This is a genomic window from Paraburkholderia sediminicola (assembly GCF_046026895.1).
GTDB classification, from domain to species: domain Bacteria; phylum Pseudomonadota; class Gammaproteobacteria; order Burkholderiales; family Burkholderiaceae; genus Paraburkholderia; species Paraburkholderia sediminicola_C.
This window is the reverse complement of record NZ_JAQQEU010000021.1, coordinates 99,258-117,282: the sequence shown is the minus strand read 5'-3', so window position 1 is coordinate 117,282 and position 18,025 is coordinate 99,258. Positions and strand designations below refer to the sequence as shown.

Annotated in this window: 16 protein-coding genes and 1 pseudogene; 4 read left to right on the top strand and 13 right to left on the bottom strand. The window is 62.7% G+C overall.

From position 1 onward, the window contains the following. From PQR02_RS17250 to PQR02_RS17225, 6 genes and pseudogenes are all read right to left on the bottom strand, one after another. A pseudogene (locus PQR02_RS17250) lies at positions 1 to 490 on the bottom strand (type VI secretion system amidase effector protein Tae4); the annotation flags it as partial. A gap of 3 nt (positions 491 to 493) precedes the next feature. Then, positions 494 to 1,054 carry a PAAR domain-containing protein gene (locus PQR02_RS17245; protein ID WP_408233128.1) on the bottom strand — a complete coding sequence of 187 codons (561 nt, stop codon included), beginning with the start codon at positions 1,052 to 1,054 and terminating at the stop codon, positions 494 to 496. Then, entirely contained in the window at positions 1,038 to 1,415 is a 378-nt protein-coding gene (locus tag PQR02_RS17240; RefSeq protein WP_408233125.1) for a PAAR domain-containing protein, read from the bottom strand. The genes PQR02_RS17245 and PQR02_RS17240 overlap by 17 nt, the downstream gene beginning before the upstream one ends. A gap of 317 nt (positions 1,416 to 1,732) precedes the next feature. Continuing rightward, the gene (locus tag PQR02_RS17235; RefSeq protein ID WP_408233122.1) at positions 1,733 to 3,049 is read right to left on the bottom strand and encodes an MFS transporter; all 1,317 of its coding nucleotides are present in this window, start codon (positions 3,047 to 3,049) and stop codon (positions 1,733 to 1,735) included. A 195-nt stretch (positions 3,050 to 3,244) separates the two neighbouring features. Further along, positions 3,245 to 4,003 carry an SDR family oxidoreductase gene (locus tag PQR02_RS17230; protein WP_408233119.1) on the bottom strand — a complete coding sequence of 253 codons (759 nt, stop codon included), beginning with the start codon at positions 4,001 to 4,003 and terminating at the stop codon, positions 3,245 to 3,247. 59 nt (positions 4,004 to 4,062) lie between these two features. Next, a complete protein-coding gene (locus tag PQR02_RS17225) occupies positions 4,063 to 5,502 on the bottom strand; it encodes an aldehyde dehydrogenase family protein (RefSeq protein WP_408233116.1) in 1,440 nt (479 codons plus the stop codon). Positions 5,503 to 5,772: 270 nt separating this feature from the next. Here PQR02_RS17225 and ppa point away from each other — a divergent pair, with 270 nt between their 5' ends. Both ppa and PQR02_RS17215 read left to right on the top strand, forming a co-directional pair. Beyond that, the gene (gene ppa / locus PQR02_RS17220) at positions 5,773 to 6,300 is read left to right on the top strand and encodes an inorganic diphosphatase (protein WP_408233112.1); all 528 of its coding nucleotides are present in this window, start codon (positions 5,773 to 5,775) and stop codon (positions 6,298 to 6,300) included. Between the two features lie 322 nt (positions 6,301 to 6,622). Beyond that, positions 6,623 to 8,713, top strand: coding sequence for an FUSC family protein (locus PQR02_RS17215; protein WP_408233109.1), 2,091 nt, complete (start codon positions 6,623 to 6,625; stop codon positions 8,711 to 8,713). A 22-nt stretch (positions 8,714 to 8,735) separates the two neighbouring features. Here PQR02_RS17215 and PQR02_RS17210 read toward each other — a convergent pair whose 3' ends face one another. Both PQR02_RS17210 and PQR02_RS17205 read right to left on the bottom strand, forming a co-directional pair. Continuing rightward, positions 8,736 to 9,056 carry a GIY-YIG nuclease family protein gene (locus PQR02_RS17210; protein ID WP_408233106.1) on the bottom strand — a complete coding sequence of 107 codons (321 nt, stop codon included), beginning with the start codon at positions 9,054 to 9,056 and terminating at the stop codon, positions 8,736 to 8,738. A 9-nt stretch (positions 9,057 to 9,065) separates the two neighbouring features. Next, positions 9,066 to 10,235 (bottom strand): GNAT family N-acetyltransferase, encoded by a 1,170-nt coding sequence (locus PQR02_RS17205; RefSeq protein ID WP_408233103.1) that lies wholly within the window; start codon positions 10,233 to 10,235, stop codon positions 9,066 to 9,068. A 133-nt stretch (positions 10,236 to 10,368) separates the two neighbouring features. Between PQR02_RS17205 and PQR02_RS17200 the strand changes: the two genes are divergently transcribed. Then, the gene (locus tag PQR02_RS17200) at positions 10,369 to 12,057 is read left to right on the top strand and encodes an NAD+ synthase (RefSeq protein WP_408233100.1); all 1,689 of its coding nucleotides are present in this window, start codon (positions 10,369 to 10,371) and stop codon (positions 12,055 to 12,057) included. A gap of 134 nt (positions 12,058 to 12,191) precedes the next feature. Next, on the top strand, positions 12,192 to 12,530 hold the full coding sequence (gene glnK, locus PQR02_RS17195; protein ID WP_149671490.1) for a P-II family nitrogen regulator: 339 nt from the start codon (positions 12,192 to 12,194) through the stop codon (positions 12,528 to 12,530). Between the two features lie 257 nt (positions 12,531 to 12,787). Here the strand turns inward: glnK and PQR02_RS17190 are convergent, their stop codons facing one another. The 5 genes from PQR02_RS17190 to PQR02_RS17170 form a co-directional block, all read right to left on the bottom strand. Beyond that, complete coding sequence (locus PQR02_RS17190; protein WP_408233096.1) at positions 12,788 to 13,939, bottom strand: porin; 1,152 nt, start codon at positions 13,937 to 13,939, stop codon at positions 12,788 to 12,790. A 591-nt stretch (positions 13,940 to 14,530) separates the two neighbouring features. Next, a complete protein-coding gene (locus tag PQR02_RS17185; RefSeq protein WP_408233093.1) occupies positions 14,531 to 15,310 on the bottom strand; it encodes an ABC transporter ATP-binding protein in 780 nt (259 codons plus the stop codon). A 48-nt stretch (positions 15,311 to 15,358) separates the two neighbouring features. Continuing rightward, positions 15,359 to 16,072, bottom strand: coding sequence for an ABC transporter permease (locus tag PQR02_RS17180; protein ID WP_408233090.1), 714 nt, complete (start codon positions 16,070 to 16,072; stop codon positions 15,359 to 15,361). Continuing rightward, positions 16,069 to 16,758 (bottom strand): ABC transporter permease, encoded by a 690-nt coding sequence (locus tag PQR02_RS17175; protein ID WP_408233087.1) that lies wholly within the window; start codon positions 16,756 to 16,758, stop codon positions 16,069 to 16,071. The genes PQR02_RS17180 and PQR02_RS17175 overlap by 4 nt, the downstream gene beginning before the upstream one ends. Positions 16,759 to 17,101: 343 nt before the next feature. Further along, positions 17,102 to 17,890, bottom strand: coding sequence for an ABC transporter substrate-binding protein (locus PQR02_RS17170; RefSeq protein WP_408233084.1), 789 nt, complete (start codon positions 17,888 to 17,890; stop codon positions 17,102 to 17,104). Positions 17,891 to 18,025 lie beyond the last annotated feature (135 nt).

Genomic DNA, 18,025 nt, shown 5'->3' with positions numbered 1-18,025 from the left:
GCCCGTCAGTTTCTCGCCGTTCCATAGATCAATGTGGCCGCCGCTCGTATTGCCAGTGGTCTCGCCGCCGCGTGCCCAATAGCCGTCAAACATTACGATGCCGGTTCGACCTTTGAACCTTGGATACCCAGTTGGCCCCGGTAATGTACTCTGGCTTACCGATGCCGGCGATAGGCTGGAGCTTCAACCACTCGCCAAGCTCGTTGGCTCTCGTCGCCGTTACGTTTCCTTCGAGAAGGATACGCCCGATGCTCGCCCGTCCTCCGAGCGGCTTGACCAGCTTTGATGATAACGACTTCATTTCAACGCCAGCGTGATGGAAGGTCGCACTCATCCGAATCGCGCATTGGTCAGGGTAGTCTGGATTGTCGTAAGGATCGCGTGATGGGTAGTTGTTCCACAGTTGCTGGAATGTCACAGCATTTAGCTGAACCTGTTTGATGGAGTTCGACGTCGAGTTGGTTCTAATCACGGTTTTTGTATTTGGCACAACTCAAACTCCAAACTGTTTTGCGAGGGCTTCGTCGCCCCAAAAGACTGTGTAGCTGTCCGAGTTGTTGCCAGTGCCAATACGTGGCAACTGACCGCTTGTGTCGATCCGGCCGGACTCGATACGCCCGTCTGCGTTTTCAATGTAATACGGGTAGCCAGCGAGTAGGGTGCCCGGCGCGGTGGCGCATACCTGTTCGTCATACACTGAAACCGCTGATGACGAGGCGGTGCCTGTGGCGGTTGCGCGCATCCGTGTACTGGTAGATTGGCCATCGTCGCACTGAAGAAAGATGCCGGGATTGTTGCCGACGATCACGCGATTCCGGTTGCAAGGACAAAGTACAAGATCGCCGTCGACTACGACGACTCGCCCCTTTTCGGACATTCCTTCCCCTGTGCCGAATATCTTGAACGTGCCCTTGCAGTTGCCACACGTCGCCTCGTCTCCGCTCAGTGCGACGTTCTTGTTGTCGTCATAGATCGTCGAGGAATAGGCGATGACAAATCCGCGTGTTGTGTTCGGATCGCCATGTCGTATCGCTGCCTTACGCACGTCCGTCATCCCCACACTTGTCGTCAATCTGCTGAGGCGGTACATACGAGGGATCGAAAAGACCGGGAATGTCCTCCCCCTTCCGTACTGTGATGCCGAAAGAATCCTGAGGTGCGGAGATGATTCTGTCGCGGTTACTCAAACGTGCGCCAACGAGCGCGAATAGCTTGTTGCCCCACATCGCCTCAAAGGCAGCGCCGTCGATGATCGTTGCTTCTGTTCCATCTTCATAGATTACGATATCGCCGACGACGGCAAGTCCCTTGTCGTCAACGGTTGCGCTGGTGGACACGCGCGTAACGCGTCCACCGCGCTCGGTACGTGAGCCGGCAGTGGCGAACAGATATTCAGCATGACTACTGGTTGACATTCAAGTCTCCGCTCGATATCAGAAATTAGGCGATTCAGCGTACGCAGACGTCCTGCTCCGGGAAATCGGATGTTTCTGAAACGAGTGTGAGCTTTCCAGTGTTTGTTACTGAATACGTGCTGGGTCAAGCGTCTGACGCTCTAGCGACGTATTGGTTGAATGTGAGCGCTTTGCTTGCAGCGATTCTATGAACCGTCACGCTTAGCTGATTTCGGTATCGCCGACGATCGGCACTAGACTCAATGCGAATTCACCTCGCATCAACGCAAGGCCCAAGCGGCAAGTCTCCGCCAAGGCCCTGCGTCAGAGAGATGTCCTCACTTATTAACCATCCGAGCCGGCACACTAATCGCAAGCAACCCACCAAGAACCATAAACGCCGCAAGCATATACATCCCCGAATCATTAGCCGCCGTAGCCTGCTTCAACCACCCCACCGCATAAGGACTAAGAAACCCGGCAAGGTTGCCGATCGAATTAATCATCGCAATCCCAGCCGCCGCCCCCGTCCCCGCCAGAATCGCCGTCGGCAAACTCCAGAACAACGGCAGAGTAGTGAGAATGCCCATCGTCGCGAGCGTGAGCGACGCCATCGCGAGCACCGTGTTGTGCGTCCACACGACAGACAGCACGAGCCCCACCGCACCCGCAAACGCCGGCAACGCAATATGCCAGCGCCGCTCGCGCTGCCGATCCGCGCTGCGCGCCACCAGCACCATCGACACCACCGCCGCCGCAAACGGAATCGCGGACAACAGCCCGATCATGAACGCATCGGTCACGCCGGTCGCCTTGATGATCGTCGGCAACCAGAAGCTCACCCCATACAAGCCCATCACGAACGAAAAGTACGTGAGGCTGAACATCAACACACGCCCATTCGTGAGCACCTGACGAATCGGCATGTCATGCTTGGTCGCTTCTTCCGCCGACACTTGCCGCTCGAGCAACTGCTGCTCTTCCTTCGTCAGCCACTTGGCCTTCGAGATGCGATCGTCCAGCATCACAAACACCATGACCCCGACGATCACCGACGGAATCCCTTCGAGCAGAAACAGCCACTGCCAGCCATGCCAGCCGTTCATGCCGTTAAAGGTCTTCAGGATATAACCCGACACCGGCCCGCCGATCACCCCCGACAGCGCGATCGCCGTCATGAACCAGGTGGTCATGCGCCCGCGCCGATGCGACGGATACCAGTAGGTGAGGTACAGGATGATCCCAGGAAAGAACCCCGCCTCGGCGAGCCCGAGCAGAAAGCGCATCACGTAGAACATGGTCGGCGTGGTGACGAACATCGTCAGCATCGAGATCACGCCCCACGACACCATGATCCGCGCAATCCACACGCGCGCGCCCACCTTGTGCAGGATCACGTTGCTCGGAATTTCGAAGATGAAATAGCCGAGGAAGAAAATCCCCGCGCCGAAGCCGTACACCGCATCGCTCAGGCCGAGGTCGCTCGTCATCTGCAACTTGGCGAAGCCGACGTTCACGCGGTCCAGATACGCGACCACGTAGCACAGCATCAGAAGCGGCGCGAGCCGCCAGGTGACCTTCCGGTAGGTGGCCTCTTCGAAGGTGGACGGCGCCCCTGCGCCGGGGTGCTGAAGCGGATTTGCGGGACTAGCCATGATGTCTCCTCTTTTCTTGTGGAATTGAAGTACCGACGACTGGGACCGATTCTAGCCGCGCCCGGTGCTTTGCATGCCGAATCAATACCGGGGGAAAACACTGACTCCCGCGCAGCCGCGCCTGAGCGGGCTGCGCGGGCGGACGCGGTTACCGGGTGTGGTCGCCGCGCCCGTCACATCTAGCCGGCCGCACCGTTATACGCAGCGCCCGCCGTCCACTTCGAGGCACACCCCCGTGATGAACTCCGCTTCATCCGAAGCCAGATAAAGGGCGGCATTGGCGATATCCTGCGGCGTCGAGAAGCGCCCGAGCGGAATGCCGGCGAGAAAACGCTGACGGTTTTGCGGCGTATCCTCGACGCCCATGAACTCGGAGAGAAGCGCCGTTTCCCCCATCACCGGATTCACGCAATTCACGCGAATCCGGTCCGGGCCGAGTTCGACCGCAAGCGACTTGCTCGCGATAATCACCGCGCCCTTGCTGCCGTTGTACCAGACGAGGCCCGGCCTCGGCCGCACGCCGGCCGTCGACGCGATATTGACGAACGAGCCGCCGCCTTGCTCGCGGAAATACGGCACGAACTCCTGCACGCTCCAATAGATGCTTTTGACGTTGACCGCGTAGACGCGATCGAACTCAGCTTCGCTTACTTCGAGCACCGGCTTGTTGCGATGCGTCGTGCCCGCATTATTGACGACGATCTGCACGCTGCCGAAGTCTTCCAGCGCTGCCTCGCGCAGTCGGCGCCAGTCCTCGCGCTGCGCGACGTTGCCGGGCACCGCGATGGCCTTGCCACCGGCCAGCGCGATTTCGCTCGCGACGCGCTCAGCGGCCGCGCCGTTCAGATCGTTGACCACCACATTTGCGCCTTCGCGGGCGTAAGTCTTCGCGATGCCTTCACCGAAACCCGAGCCGCCACCCGTGACGATGGCCGTTTTACCTGTCAACCGCATGATGTCTCCATTGCTTGTTGTGGAATGTATTGCGTGACTGCATTGAACCCGGATGCCCGCTAGCCGTGCCGGATCGCGATGGTCTTCAGCACGGTGAAGCCATACAGCGCCTCAAAGCCCTTCTCGCGCCCATGACCCGAATGCTTGACGCCGCCGAACGGCAATTCGACGCCGCCGCCCGCGCCATAGTTGTTGATGAACACCTGGCCGGAGCGCAGCCGCCGCGCGAGCCGCATTTGCCGCGCGCCGTCGCGTGTCCAGATTCCGGCCACGAGCCCGTACTGCGTGCCATTGGCGAGCGCGAGCGCTTCGTCCTCGTCGCGGAAGGACATCGCGGCAAGCACCGGGCCGAATACTTCGTCGCGCGCGAGGCGGTGGCTCGCGGGCACGTCGCGCAAGAGCGTGGGTGCCTGGTAGAAGCCGCTTTCCGGCGCTTCGGGAATCACTTCGCCGTGCGCCGCCATCGCGATGCCGTCGTGCTGAGCGTCGGAGAGGAAGTCCCACACGCGCTGTTGCTGCTTCGCGTTGATGAGCGGCCCGCAGTCGAGGTCGGCATGCGCAGGGCCGACGCGCAGCGCATGGAACGCGCCGCTCAGCCGATCGAGCAGGGGTTCGTAAATGGCCTGGTCGATCAGCACGCGGCTGCCCGCCGAACAGGTTTGCCCGGCGTTTTGCACTATCGCCGAGACCAGCACCGGCAGCGCCGCGTCGAGGTCGGCGTCGGCGAAGACGATTTGCGGCGACTTGCCGCCTAGCTCCAGCGTGACCGGCACGTGATTTTCGGCGGCCATCTGCGTGACCAGCTTGCCGGTTTCCGGCGACCCGGTGAACGAAATGTGGTCGATGCCGGGATGCCGCGCGAGCGCCGCGCCTGCTTCGTGTCCATAGCCGGTGACGATATTCAGCGCGCCGGCCGGCAAGCCCGCCTCGGCGGCCAGTTCGGCAACGCGCAGCACCGAGAGGCACGCATCTTCGGCGGGCTTGACCACACACGCGTTGCCGGTGGCGAGCGCCGCGCCCACGCTGCGGCCGAAGATCTGCATCGGATAATTCCACGGCACGATATGGCCGGTCACGCCGTGCGGCTCGCGAATCGTCAGCACCGTGTAGCCGCTTTGATAAGGCAGCGTCTCGCCGTGCAGCTTGTCGGCCGCGCCGGCATAGAACTCGAAATAACGGGCGAGGGCGGCGGCATCGCCGCGCGCCTGCTTGAGCGGCTTGCCGGTGTCGCGCGCTTCGAGCTGCGCCAGTTCTTCCTGGCGGGCGGCGACCAGCATCGACAGCCGGTACAGCACGCGGCCGCGTTCAGCCGCGCTCGCCGCGCCCCACGTGCCTTCGAACGCGCGGCGCGCGGCGTGCACGGCGGCGTCGATATCGGCCTCGGTGCCGCGCGCCAGACGGGTGAACGGCTGGCCGTCCGACGGATCGAGCACGGCGATCGTGTCGCCGCCGGATGCGGCGGACCACTCGCCGCCGATGAAGTGTCGTGCTTCTTCCATGCAGGCTCCTTGACGTTGCGCGCCGCCGGTCTGACGACGCGGTGTTCACAAACGAGAGGCATAATCGAGAGACGTCCGACGATTATCGCGCCGATAGCGGCGCGGGTGCCATCGGCCGATTGGCTATAATGGCCCATTCCGCACTGTCCGGCCGCCAAGCCGCTCGAGGCAATCGCAAGGCAAGCTCGGGGCAACCGCCCACGATGCACGCCGCCCGAGCTGGCGCGCCGCACGCCGTGTCCCGACTTCCATCCTGATCAGAGAGCGCTCATGAGCTTCAATCACGTCCCCGCAGGCAAAGACCTTCCGCAAGATTTCAACGTCATCATCGAAATCCCGGCGCAAAGCGATCCGGTGAAGTACGAAGCCGACAAAGACCTGGGCCTGCTCGTCGTCGACCGTTTCATCGGTACCGGCATGCGCTATCCGGCCAACTACGGCTTCATCCCGCAAACGCTGTCGGGCGACGGCGACCCGGTCGACGTGCTGGTGATCACGCCGTTCCCGCTGCTGGCAGGCTCGGTGGTGCGCGCCCGCGCGCTCGGCATGCTGCAGATGACCGACGAATCGGGCGTGGACGCGAAGCTGATCGCCGTCGCGCACGACAAGATCTGCCCGATGACCGCCGACCTCAAGTCGATCGACGACGTCCCGGCTTACCTGAAAGACCAGATCAAGCACTTCTTCGAGCAATACAAGGCGCTGGAGAAGGGCAAGTGGGTGAAGGTCGACGGCTGGGCGGGCATCGAAGCCGCGCACAAGGAAATCAGCGAAGGCGTCGCGAACTACAAGAAGTAAGCGTGCGTCCCGCCGCTGCCTGAAAGACCGGCTGCCTGAACAGAACCGCGCGAGCCCGCAAGGGCCGCGCGGTTTTTTCATGGGGATTGCAACGCGTTCGCATACGGTTGTGCGAGAGGGCCGGGCCACGAGCCTGCGCGGTTATGCGCGCGGTGCATGTCGCGGATGAAGCGAAGGCATTTTTATATTTAGGTGTAAACCCCTATTATTTGCCGCTTGATCCTCGCAGTCGCCGCACGAGCCGAATCGAAGCGCGGACCTCGCGCCCAATGCGCATTCAATGCGCGCCCAATGCACGCGTTCCCAGGAGCACACCGTCCGGATGATGAACCGCAAGTCGCCCCCGTCGTCGCGCTGGTCGAGCCGCCTGTATGCGGTCGTCACCGCGATCTATCGCAAGCGGCCGGTCTGGATGGTGTCGTTCGCGGCGAGCGAGGCCAACCTCTCGGAAGGCTTGCGGGCGGCGTGCGCATCCACGGCGATGCTGGCGGTGGGCAACCTGCTGCACGACCCGATATTCGCGTGGGCCGCGATCGGCGCGTTCTGGACCTGTCTCGCCGACGCCGCCGGTTCCAACCGCGCGCGCTTCGCGTCGATGATGGGCTTCACGTTGCTGTCGACGCTATGCGGCGGACTCACTTCTTTCGCGTCCGGCGCCGGCACCGGCTTCGCGGCACTGGCGCTGCTTGCGTTCACGACGCTCGGCGCGTTCGGCCGCGTCTGGGGCGCCGCCACCTCGCAAGTGACGATCCTCGCGGCCACCGCCTGCGTGGTGATGGTCGACCGGCCGATGCACGATGCGCGCGCCGGCTTCGCGTTTCTCGGCGTCTACCTGATCGGCTGCCTGTTTGCGACCGCGCTGAGTCTGAGCGTGTGGCGCATTCATCCGTTCGGCGCGAGCCGCGCGACGTTGCGCGCCGTGTATCTGCGTCTCGCCGACATCGCGCTGGATAGCGCCCGTCTGCTCGAACATCGCGCCGGCTCGCGCGAGTGGGCCACGCATGCCGCGAAATTTCGCGCCGATGCGCGCGCCGCGCTGGAGCGCTCGCGCGAGGCGCTGTCCAGCGTGCCCGCGTCGCGAACCGGCGGCAGGCAGACCTACGACACGGTGCTCGGCTTGCTGACCGACGGCGAGGCCTTGTTCGCGTATCTGATCGCCGTGTCCGGCGCGAGCGAAAAAGCCCCCGACGACGCATGGCGGGCGAAGCGCGCGGCCCGCTTGCTGGGCGCGACCGGCGCGGTGCTGCGCGGCATCGGCGCCGCGGCCGGCGACTCGCGCTGGGAGCGTCTCGCGGATTTGCAGTTGCGCTTGCAGCGCCTCGCGCGGCGGCTCGAAAGCGCGTTGCTGGAACCCGTGAAGCTGAAGTCTGACTTCGAACTGGTCGATTTCGCGCCGCTCTCTACGCAGCCCGAACGGTGGACCGACAGCGCGGCCCGTCTGGCGGCGCGCGTGTGGGCGACGCTCAAGGCCAACCTGTCGAGCCAGTCGGTCGGCTTGCGCCACGCGGCGCGCGTCGGCGTGACGACCACGGCGGGCTTTCTGGTGATCCGCGCGCTGGGGCTGCCGTTCGGCTACTGGGCGACCATGGCGACGCTGCTGATCCTGCAGCCGTCGATTGCCGCGACGTGGCCGCGCAGCATCGAGCGCGCGGCGGGCAGCATTGTCGGCGGGGTGCTGGCGGCGGCGATCGGCTACGCGATTCATTCGCCGCTCGGCATTTCGCTTGCGGTCTTTCCGCTGGTGCTGGCGACGATGGCGCTGCGGCCCGTCAGCTACAGCCTCTTCGTGCTGTTCCTGACGCCGACCTTCGTGCTGGTCGCCGACTTCGCGACGCCGGGCGCCAACCAGTTCGCGTTCGCGCTCACGCGGCTCGGCAACAACGTGCTCGGCTGCGTGCTGGCGCTGCTCGCCACGTTCTATCTATGGCCGACGCGTGAAAAGATCGACTACCGCGCTTATCTGAGCGACGCGGTGCGCGCGAACATCGCGTATCTGCGCGCGGCGTTGGAGTCGCCCCGTCGCAGCGAAAAGGACATGGAGCGCTTGCGCCGCGCCGCGGGTCTCGGCAGCAACAACGCGGAGGAGGCCGTCGGCCGGATGCGCCTCGAAAAACTGGAGGACTCGATGGCCGACACCGTGACGCTCACGGTGCTGAGCCTGTTGCGCAGAATGGCGGGGACCGCGACGCAGTTGCGCCTGAGTACGAACCGGCGCGAGAGGCACGACGAACTCGGCGCATGGGTCGAACTGGTGAGCGCCGATATCGACGGGGCGTTGGACCGGAAGTTGCGGCCGATCGGGCACGAGCTTCCGGCACGCAAGGGACTGACGTCATTGGAGGCCGACGCGGTGGGCGAGCTGGCGCGGATGCATCGCCTGTTGAGCGAGAGGATGCGGGAGGCGAGGGGATAGCGCGTGCCTCCCGGTGAGTCCGTCACGAAGCTCCGGTCTCTTCGTGCGTCTCATCAACCGCAGGCGGCTCAGCGACCGGCAACACCGACTCCAGCGCACGCAACCCCGCCGCGAGCGCCCGCTTATCGACCGGCGACAAGCGCTTGACCCAATACTCCGCACGCGACGCGCTCGACCGGTCCGCCAGCTCGAACGACGCCAGCACCCGCACCGGTTTGCGCGAGCGCGTATAACGCGCGCCCGCGCCGCTCACGTGTTTGTCGAAGCGGGCCTGCACGTCGACCGCGATGCCGGTATAGACGCTGCCGTCCGAGCATTCGAGCAGATAGAGAAACCACGCCATGAACGCGCGTCAGCCTTTGAATGGATTGTGATCGCGCAGCTCGTCCACGTATGCGTGGATGCTGTTCTTTTCGTTGTCGAGAAAATGGCCGACCGCATCGGCGAAGGCCGGATGTGCTAGCCAATGCGCGGAGCGCGTCACCGTGGGCAGGAAACCGCGCGCCATCTTGTGCTCGCCTTGCGCGCCGCCTTCGAACGCGCCGAGCTTCTCCTCGATACAGAATTCGAGCGGCTGGTAATACGCGGTTTCGAAGTGCAGACACGGCACGTGTTCCAACGCGCCCCAGTAGCGGCCGTACAACGTGCCGCCGGTGTTCGCATCGCGCTGATACACCACCAGCGAACTGGCGATCGGCTTGCCTTCGTATTCGGCAATCACCAGCAGCAGATTCTCCGGCATCGAAGCACCGATCATCCGGAAGAAATCGAGGTTCAGATACGGACTCGAAAAGTGCTCACGATAGGTTTGCCGATAACACTTGCTGAAGAAGCGCCAGTCGGCGTCCCGGATATCCTCGCCGCGAATTCTGCGCATCGTCACGCCGGCTTCGCGGACCTTGCGGCGTTCCGCGCGTATGTTCTTGCGCTTCTTCTGTTCGAGCGTGGAGAGGAAATCGTCGAAGTCGCGATAGCCGTCGTTCAGCCAGTGAAACTGCACGCCTTCACGCTGCATCATGCCCATGTCGGTCAGCGTGTCCGCTTCCGTCTCGGTTGGGAATAGCACGTGTAGCGACGACACGTCGGCCTGCTCGGCAAACGCCATCAGCGTGGCCGCCAGATGCCGCAACGCATGCGTGTCCGCCGACAGCAGCCGGCTGCCCTGCACGGGCGTGAAGGGCACCGCGCACAACAGCTTCGGGTAGTAAGGCAAGCCGTTGCGTTTGTACGCATCGGCCCATGCCCAGTCGAACACGTACTCGCCGTACGAGTGCCCCTTCAGATACACCGGCGCGGCCGCCACGAGCTTGCCCGTGCGCGGGTCGGCGAGCGTGACGAATTGCGGCGCCCAGCCGGTATCGGCGACCGCGCAGCGGGTCGCATGCAGTGCACTCAGAAACTCGTGCCGCAGAAACGGCGTGGGTTGCGCCTGCTGCGCGAGAAGGGCATTCCATTCGGCGGCGTCCACCTCGGAGGGCGATGCCAGAATGCCCGTGCGATAATCAAAGCGTTCCTGGTTCAATCTGTGTGACTGTTTCCAATGAGCGGCGCTGCGCCGTGAGCGCCGCGTCGTTTGTTTATCCGATTTGTCCGTTCCGTCCAGCCAACCAGCCGCGGTACTCGCGAGCCACGCCGGCTTGCCTGTCGATCCTGCCATGAAGACCCGAATCGCTCTTGCTCAAATCAATGTCACTGTCGGCGACTTCGCCGGCAACGTCGCGAAAATCGTCGCTGCCGCGCGTGCGGCGCACAACGATGGTGCGAAGCTGCTGATCGCACCCGAACTCGCGTTATCCGGCTATCCGCCCGAAGACCTGCTGCTGCGTCCCGCTTTCTATGCGGCGAGCGCGGCGGCGCTCGCCGATCTTGCCACGCAACTCAAACCGTTCACCGGCTTGCATGTGATCGTCGGCCATCCGCTGCGCGACGTGACGCAGGGCCATGGTAATGCAAACGCGCCGATCGAGCGCGGCGTGCCGCCGGTCGATACGTTCAACGCGGCGTCGCTGCTCGTCGACGGCGCAGTGGCCGGCACCTATCGCAAGCAGGATCTGCCCAATACGGAAGTGTTCGACGAGAAGCGCTACTTCGCGTCCGACCCGCAGCCGTTCGTGTTCGAACTCGACGGCGTGAAGTACGGCGTGGTGATCTGCGAGGACGCGTGGCATGCGTCGGCTGCGCAAATGGCGAAGGCGGCGGGCGCGCAAGTGCTGCTGATCCCGAACGGCTCGCCGTATCACCTGAACAAGGAAGCGGTGCGCTTCGACATTCTGCGCGCCAGGATTCGCGAAACCGGTCTGCCGATGGTCTACGTGAACATGGTCGGCGCGCAGGACGAACTGGTGTTCGACGGCGGCTCGTTCGTGCTCGACGCGCAAGGCCAGCTGATCGCGAAGATGGCGCAGTTCGAGGAAGCCACCGCGATCGTCGAATTCGACAACGGCAAGCCGCTGCCCGCCGCGATCGCGCCGGAGTTGTCGCTCGAAGCGCAGGTGTACGCGGCGCTCGTGATGGGCGTGCGCGACTACATCGACAAGAACGGTTTTCCGGGGGCGCTGATCGGCCTGTCGGGCGGCGTGGACTCGGCGCTCGTGCTCGCGGTCGCGTGCGACGCGCTCGGCGCGGACCGGGTGCGCGCAGTGATGATGCCGTCGCGCTACACAGCCGACATATCGACCACCGATGCCGCCGAGATGGCACGCCGCGTCGGCGTGCGCTACGACGAAATCGCCATCGCACCGATGTTCGACGCGTTCCGCGGCTCGCTCGCGCAGGAGTTCGCGGGCCGCGCCGAAGACGCGACCGAAGAGAACATCCAGGCGCGCATTCGCGGCACCTTGCTGATGGCGCTGTCGAACAAATTCGGCTCGATCGTGCTGACCACCGGCAACAAGAGCGAGATGGCGGTCGGCTATTGCACGCTGTATGGCGATATGGCCGGCGGCTTCGCGGTCATCAAGGACATCGCGAAGACGCTCGTGTACCGGCTGTGCCGCTACCGCAATCAGGCCGCCACGTTCAGCAGGCGGGACGTGATTCCCGAGCGCATTCTGACGCGCGCGCCGTCGGCGGAGCTGCGCGAGAACCAGACCGACCAGGACAGCTTGCCGGAATACGAAGTACTCGACGCGATCATGCGCATGTACATGGAAGAGGATCGTTCGCTCGCCGAAATCATTGCCGCGGGCTATGCGGTCGACGACGTCAAGCGCGTCACGCGCCTCATCAAGGTCAACGAGTACAAACGCCGCCAGGCCCCGATCGGCATTCGCGTCACGCATCGCGCGTTCGGCCGCGACTGGCGCTATCCGATCACGTCGCGCTACACCGAGCCGGTGGAGTGAGAGGCGCAGCGCCGCCGCCCTCATTCGAAGCAGGCTCGAAGCACGCGCCGGAATGCCGCAATGCATCCGGCGCGGCGTAGAATAAAAATCATCCATTTCCCTTTCACTCTTCCCATCACGAGACGAGGTTCGCCATGAAGCGCATCACCGCAGTCATCAAACCGTTCAAACTCGACGAAGTGCGCGAGGCGCTCGCTGAAGTCGGCCTGACGGGGCTGACCGTTACCGAGGTCAAGGGTTTCGGCCGGCAGAAAGGCCATACCGAGCTCTATCGTGGTGCAGAGTATGTGGTCGATTTTCTGCCGAAGGTAAAGATCGAAGTGGTGATCGCGGACAACCAGTGTGATCAGGTGATCGACGCGATCATCGGCGCGGCACGCACCGGCAAGATTGGCGACGGCAAGATTTTTGTCGCAGATGTGGAGCGTGTGATCCGTATTCGTACCGGCGAAGAAAACGAAGCAGCGGTGTAACGCGCGCCGCTTCGCAACATCGAGCGCCGACGGTTGGCGCCGGTATCGTCCCATCCATCTGATCCGATCCTGAGCCGCGTACGCACCGGCACGGTGCGCCGGGGCCACGGCAGAAACGCGCCCTCAAATAAAAAACGGTGCAATACCCTTGCGGACATTGCACCGATACGCGCCTCTCGCAGCAGCGTGAAAAAGATTCTCTTGCAGAAACCTGTAGGTAGGCCCCGAAGAAAGTCCCTTCGGGGCCCCCCGTTCGCTTAGAACGAGTGTTGAATACCTGCGTACACGCCGGATTGCGCGCGACCTGGCAGCGGGTTATCCGTCGCAGTGGCTAGCCCCGGGTTGTTCGCGTTCAGACCGAAGTTCGCGTTGCGGCTGTTTCGCACCGTCGCTGCCTGGAGGTCGAGCAGCGTGCGCTTGGACAGGTTGTACGAACCGCCGATCGTGTAGATCGTCGCATTGCCTGCGCCATTGTTGCCGTTCACGTGGTAGACCGCTGCGATCAGCGCTGCAGCCGGCGTTGCTTGCCACGTCACACCGCCCCATTCGTGATCAAGGGTGGTCGGCTGGCCCGGCAGAACGCCAGTTGCACCTGCCGAACGGACTGCTTGGTAAGCGCCCTGGATCTTGAACTGGCCGAGGAACACGTTGAACATGGCCGAGTATTCACGCGATGCCGAGAATACGCCGCCATCCGTGTTGGCCGTGTTGATGGTGCCGACTTGCGGGCCGTACAGGCCGCCGTTAAGCGGGTTGCGGATTTCGTCGTACATGCCGCGGATCTGGAACAACGAGTTCGTGTACGTGATCTGTGCGCCAGCTTCACGACCTTGCGGGGTCGTGCCGTTGCCGTTCCAGTTCGTTGCGTTCGACAGCGCATATTGACCGTAGAAGTCGAAGCCCGCGATCTTCGGCGACTGGTACGCGAAGTTGTTGCTCGACTGCGGCCAGTTGCGGCCACGCACCAGCGATGCCGACGACCAGTTCGACTGACCGAACGGATCGAAGTCCCACACGCCGTTCGAGATGAAGAGCATACGGCCCATCGTGAACGTGCCGTACTGGTCGTTTGCGAGGCCAACCGTTGCCCAGCGATTGAAGAGACCGCCGCCGCCAGGACCCGCGCCCGTCATCGTATTGAACGAGCCTTCCAACTGGAACAGGACCTTGTTGCCGCCACCAATGTCTTCAACGCCCTTCAAGCCCCACAGGCTGGTACCCCAGTCGCCGCTTTCCGCTCTGAAACGGTTGTTGCTCTGGGTTGCCGCGCCGTTGACATTGGCACCGGACGGGACGCCCGACATGTATTCGATGCCCGCATCGAGGCGGCCGTACAACGTGACGCTACTTTGAGCGTGTGCAACAACGCCGGCCGACATCAGCGCAGCGGCGAGCAAAGCTTTCTTCATCTTCTCCTCCATACCCTGTCAAAAAGTGAAACCCAGTACTGCGAATGGTGTTCGGACACGAGCCGTGCCGAACAGAAATCGGTACCAGGGAGATTAGCGGGTGGATTGGGTCTCCTGCCGTGACGCCGTAACCTACGGCTATCCGCTCGTCATGCCGATCCCTCGCCGACCGGTTCTCCTCTGTGCTTTGAAGTGAAACTACTTTTAATCAACTTTGTTTTGCTACTTTGGTTACTAATTTATCAAAAATAACATTCAGTGGGAGAAGAAATTAGTACCTGCTTAACCGGGTGTCTCCAAATTGCAATAAGAATGTGTGCAATGACCCGTTGCCGCACCCCGGGAAAGCGCGCAAATCCTTATCCGACAAGGGAATCAAGGTCTGAAGCAGGCGCTCTTAAGGATTGCCACTATTGACGCTTTGGAAGTGACGGAGTAGGGCCGTCGTAAAAGACCGGAGCCCCGCCTGGAGCGGCTTTCGCGGACTCGATGGCCGCAAAGCGCACGTGAGAAAACAAAAAAGGCGATCGTAAGCGCCTTGTAATGCTATTTCGAATGCAGCCCAAATATTAGGTTTTTGGGCGCTTTTAATTATTTGAGACTTCCCGAAAGAAACTGCTTGAGACGTTCGCTTTTCGTGTTCCTGAATACTTCGTCGGGATGGCCTTCTTCTTCGACGCGTCCCTGATGCAGGAACATCACGTGATTCGAAACGTTGCGCGCGAACGCCATCTCGTGCGTGACGACGATCATGGTGCGGCCTTCCTCGGCGAGCGTCTGCATCACCTTGAGCACTTCGCCGACCAGCTCGGGATCGAGCGCGGAGGTGGGTTCGTCGAACAGCATCACGTCGGGATGCATCGCCAGCGCGCGCGCAATGGCCACACGCTGCTGCTGCCCGCCCGACAGATGCGACGGATACTGTTTTTCCAGGCGCGGCGCGAGGCCGACCTTCTCCAGATATTCACGCGCGCGCTCTTCGGCTTCCTTGCGCTTCAGACCCAGCACGTTGAGCGGCGCCTCGATGATGTTCTCGAGTACGTTCATGTGCGACCACAGATTGAAATGCTGGAACACCATCGACAGTCTGGTGCGCACGCGCTGCAACTGTTTCGGGTCCGACACGCGCAGCGCGCCGTTTTTGCCGGTCTGCGTGCGCACTTCCTCGCCGTCGACGAAGATGCGGCCGGCGTTCGGCTGTTCGAGGAAGTTGATGCAGCGGAGCATGGTGCTCTTGCCCGAACCGGACGAGCCGATCACGCTGATCACGTCGCCGGCGTTGGCATTCAGCGAGACGCCTTTGAGAACTTCGTTGTCGCCGTACTGTTTGTGAAGCTCGTCGACGAAGAGCTTCTGCTTCTTGGTGTTCATCAGGATCCTTGACGAGCTTGCTTGCCAGGGGCGCGATGGCGCCCGGAGTTACTTGCCTTGCGGCCGCAGGTAAGCGAGCCAGCGGCGCTCGGCGCGGCGGAACAGCCACACGAGCGCAAAAGAAATGCACAGATAGAGCAGCGCGGCGATACCGAACGCGTTGAACGACTGATACGTCGCGGAGTTCACGTCGCGGGCGATCTTGAGGATGTCCGGCACGGTCGCGGTGAAGGCGACCGTGGTGGCGTGCAGCATGAGGATCACTTCGTTGCTGTAGTAGGGCAGCGCGCGGCGCAGCGCCGACGGCAGAATCACGCGCCGGTACAGCGTGAACGACGACATCCCGTAGGCGCGTGCCGCTTCGATCTCACCGTATGCGGTCGCCTTGATCGCGCCGGCGAAAATCTCGGTGGTGTACGCGCAGGTGTTCAAAGTGAATGCGAGCAGCGTGCAATGCATGCCGTCGCGGAAGAACGCGTTGGTCAGCTCGTTATTGCGGATGATCTCGAGGCTGTAGAGGCCCGTGTAGCAGAGCAGCAGCTGCACGTAGAGCGGCGTGCCGCGGAAGATGTACGTGTATAGCCACACCGATCTGGCGAGCCACTTCTTCTTCGACACCCGCGCCACCGCGAGCGGAATCGACAGGCAGAAGCCGAGCCCGATCGACACGACCAGGAGCCACATCGTGATCGCGAGACCGGTGAAGCGGTAGCCGTCGGTGAACAGATAGTTGCGCCAGTATTCCTGAATGATCGCGATCATAGGTCCGCCTTTCGTACGCCGGTCGAGTAACGCTTTTCGAGGTACATCAGCACGAAGTTGGACACTGTGGTGATGACGAGATAGATCGCCCCTGCGAGCAGGGTGAAGAAGAAGAACCGCAACGTGCCCTTGCCGGCGTCCTGCGAGGCCTTGACGACATCAGCGAGGCCGATGATCGACACCAGCGCGGTGGCCTTGACCATCACCTGCCAGTTGTTGCCGATGCCCGGCAGCGCGAAGCGCATCATCTGCGGGAACATCACGCGCGAGAACACCTGCCAGCCCGTCATGCCGTACGCCGCGCCCGCTTCGAGCTGGCCGCGCGGCACCGCGAGAAACGCGCCGCGGAAAGTCTCGGTGAAGTACGCGCCATAAATGAAGCCGAGCACGGCGACGCCGGCCACGAACGGATCGATGTCGATCTGTTCCCAGCCGAGCACGTCGGTGAGGTCGTTCAGCCAGATCTGGATGCTGTAGAACAGCAGCAGCATCAGCACCAGGTCGGGCACGCCGCGCACGAGCGTCGTGTACACCGTGCCGACGCCGTAGGAGATGCGATTCTTCGACAGTTTCGCCGCCGCGCCGAGCAGACCCAGCACGAAAGCGAACACCAGCGACAACACCGCCAGTTTGACGGTTTGCCAGGTGCCGTTGAGAAGCAGCGGGCCGTAGCCTTGAAGGAACATATGGGGTCCTTGACGATGCGTTTGCGACGCACCGCAAAAGACGCGGCCAGCTCTGCACCGCGTTTGCCGCGAGCCTGAGCTCGCTGTGACCTGCGGCGCACAGCGCACCGCTGTGCAAATCAGACTGCATGGACGTTGCCGGCCTTGCAGCGCGCTTTTTGGGACTCTCGTCTCGAAACGATGGTGAATCTACTGCGTTGAGACTACTGGCGACTGTATTACGAAGCCCCGGGAATGCCCATGCGGGCGAGCCCCGAGTCTCCTGAATGCTGCGTGTTGCGTATTGCGTATTGCGTGTTGCATGGTGCCGGCCGCTTGCGCGGCATCCGGGCCGGTGTCCGCCTCAGCGCGCTGCCGGCCGTCCGGGATAAATGTCGAAGTCGAAGTACTGCTTCTCGAGCTTCCTGAACGTACCCTCCTCGTGGACCTGCGCCAGCGCTTGGTTGAACATCGCCTTCAGGTCGGCGTCGCTTTTACGCAGGCCGATCGCGGTGCCTTCGCCGATCGTCTTGGGGTCTTTCACTTCCGGGCCGGCCCAGCCGAAGCCCTTGCCGCGCCGCGTCTTCAGGAAGCCGGCATCGGCTTGCACTTCGTCCTGCAACGCGGCGTCGAGGCGGCCCGAAGCGAGGTCGGCGTACACCTGATCCTGGTTCTGATAGGGCACCACGGTCACGCCCTTGGGCTCCCACCAGGTCTTTGCATAGGCTTCCTGGGTCGAACCCTGCTCGACGCCGACGCGTTTGCCCTTCAGCGATTCGACCGTGGGCAGGAGCGGCGAGCCTGCCTTGGCGATCATGCGGGCGGGAGCGTCGAACAGCTTGTCGGAGTAGTCGATCTGCGCGCGACGCTGGTCGGTGATGGTCAGCGACGACACGATCGCGTCGAACTTCCTCGCCTTCAACGCCGGAATGATGCCGTCGAGATCCTGTTCGACCCAGACGCACTTCACGTTCATCTTCGCGCATAGCGCGCGGGTCAGGTCGGCGTCGAAGCCGACGATCTCGCCGCTAGGCGCTTTCGATTCGAACGGCGGGTAGCTGGCGTCCACCCCGATGCGCACGGTTTTCCACTCTTTCGCCAGCGCGCTGGTGGCCATGACTGCAAGGGCCACGCACAGTGCGAACTTCCTCATGTTTCTCCTGGATCAAACTGATCGTCGTGGTTCGACCCGGCGACTATCGGCTCGCGGCCGACGGTCGCTATTCTAGGCGGTCAAAATTGTTGCGCCGCGCGCTCTGGTGCGTCGGGCCGGCCGACGGCCAGGTTG

Bases quoted from the DNA above. Each gene is read 5' to 3' on its own strand.
- PQR02_RS17200 (WP_408233100.1), top strand. From the start codon at position 10,369: ATGAAGACCCGAATCGCTCTTGCTCAAATCAATGTCACTGTCGGCGAC.
- ppa (WP_408233112.1), top strand. From the start codon at position 5,773: ATGAGCTTCAATCACGTCCCCGCAGGCAAAGACCTTCCGCAAGATTTC.
- PQR02_RS17180 (WP_408233090.1), bottom strand. From the start codon at position 16,072: ATGATCGCGATCATTCAGGAATACTGGCGCAACTATCTGTTCACCGAC.
- PQR02_RS17215 (WP_408233109.1), top strand. From the start codon at position 6,623: ATGATGAACCGCAAGTCGCCCCCGTCGTCGCGCTGGTCGAGCCGCCTG.
- PQR02_RS17240 (WP_408233125.1), bottom strand. From the start codon at position 1,415: ATGTCAACCAGTAGTCATGCTGAATATCTGTTCGCCACTGCCGGCTCA.
- PQR02_RS17190 (WP_408233096.1), bottom strand. From the start codon at position 13,939: ATGAAGAAAGCTTTGCTCGCCGCTGCGCTGATGTCGGCCGGCGTTGTT.
- PQR02_RS17230 (WP_408233119.1), bottom strand. From the start codon at position 4,003: ATGCGGTTGACAGGTAAAACGGCCATCGTCACGGGTGGCGGCTCGGGT.
- PQR02_RS17235 (WP_408233122.1), bottom strand. From the start codon at position 3,049: ATGGCTAGTCCCGCAAATCCGCTTCAGCACCCCGGCGCAGGGGCGCCG.
- PQR02_RS17170 (WP_408233084.1), bottom strand. From the start codon at position 17,890: ATGAGGAAGTTCGCACTGTGCGTGGCCCTTGCAGTCATGGCCACCAGC.
- PQR02_RS17210 (WP_408233106.1), bottom strand. From the start codon at position 9,056: ATGGCGTGGTTTCTCTATCTGCTCGAATGCTCGGACGGCAGCGTCTAT.
- PQR02_RS17245 (WP_408233128.1), bottom strand. From the start codon at position 1,054: ATGACGGACGTGCGTAAGGCAGCGATACGACATGGCGATCCGAACACA.
- glnK (WP_149671490.1), top strand. From the start codon at position 12,192: ATGAAGCGCATCACCGCAGTCATCAAACCGTTCAAACTCGACGAAGTG.
- PQR02_RS17225 (WP_408233116.1), bottom strand. From the start codon at position 5,502: ATGGAAGAAGCACGACACTTCATCGGCGGCGAGTGGTCCGCCGCATCC.
- PQR02_RS17185 (WP_408233093.1), bottom strand. From the start codon at position 15,310: ATGAACACCAAGAAGCAGAAGCTCTTCGTCGACGAGCTTCACAAACAG.
- PQR02_RS17175 (WP_408233087.1), bottom strand. From the start codon at position 16,758: ATGTTCCTTCAAGGCTACGGCCCGCTGCTTCTCAACGGCACCTGGCAA.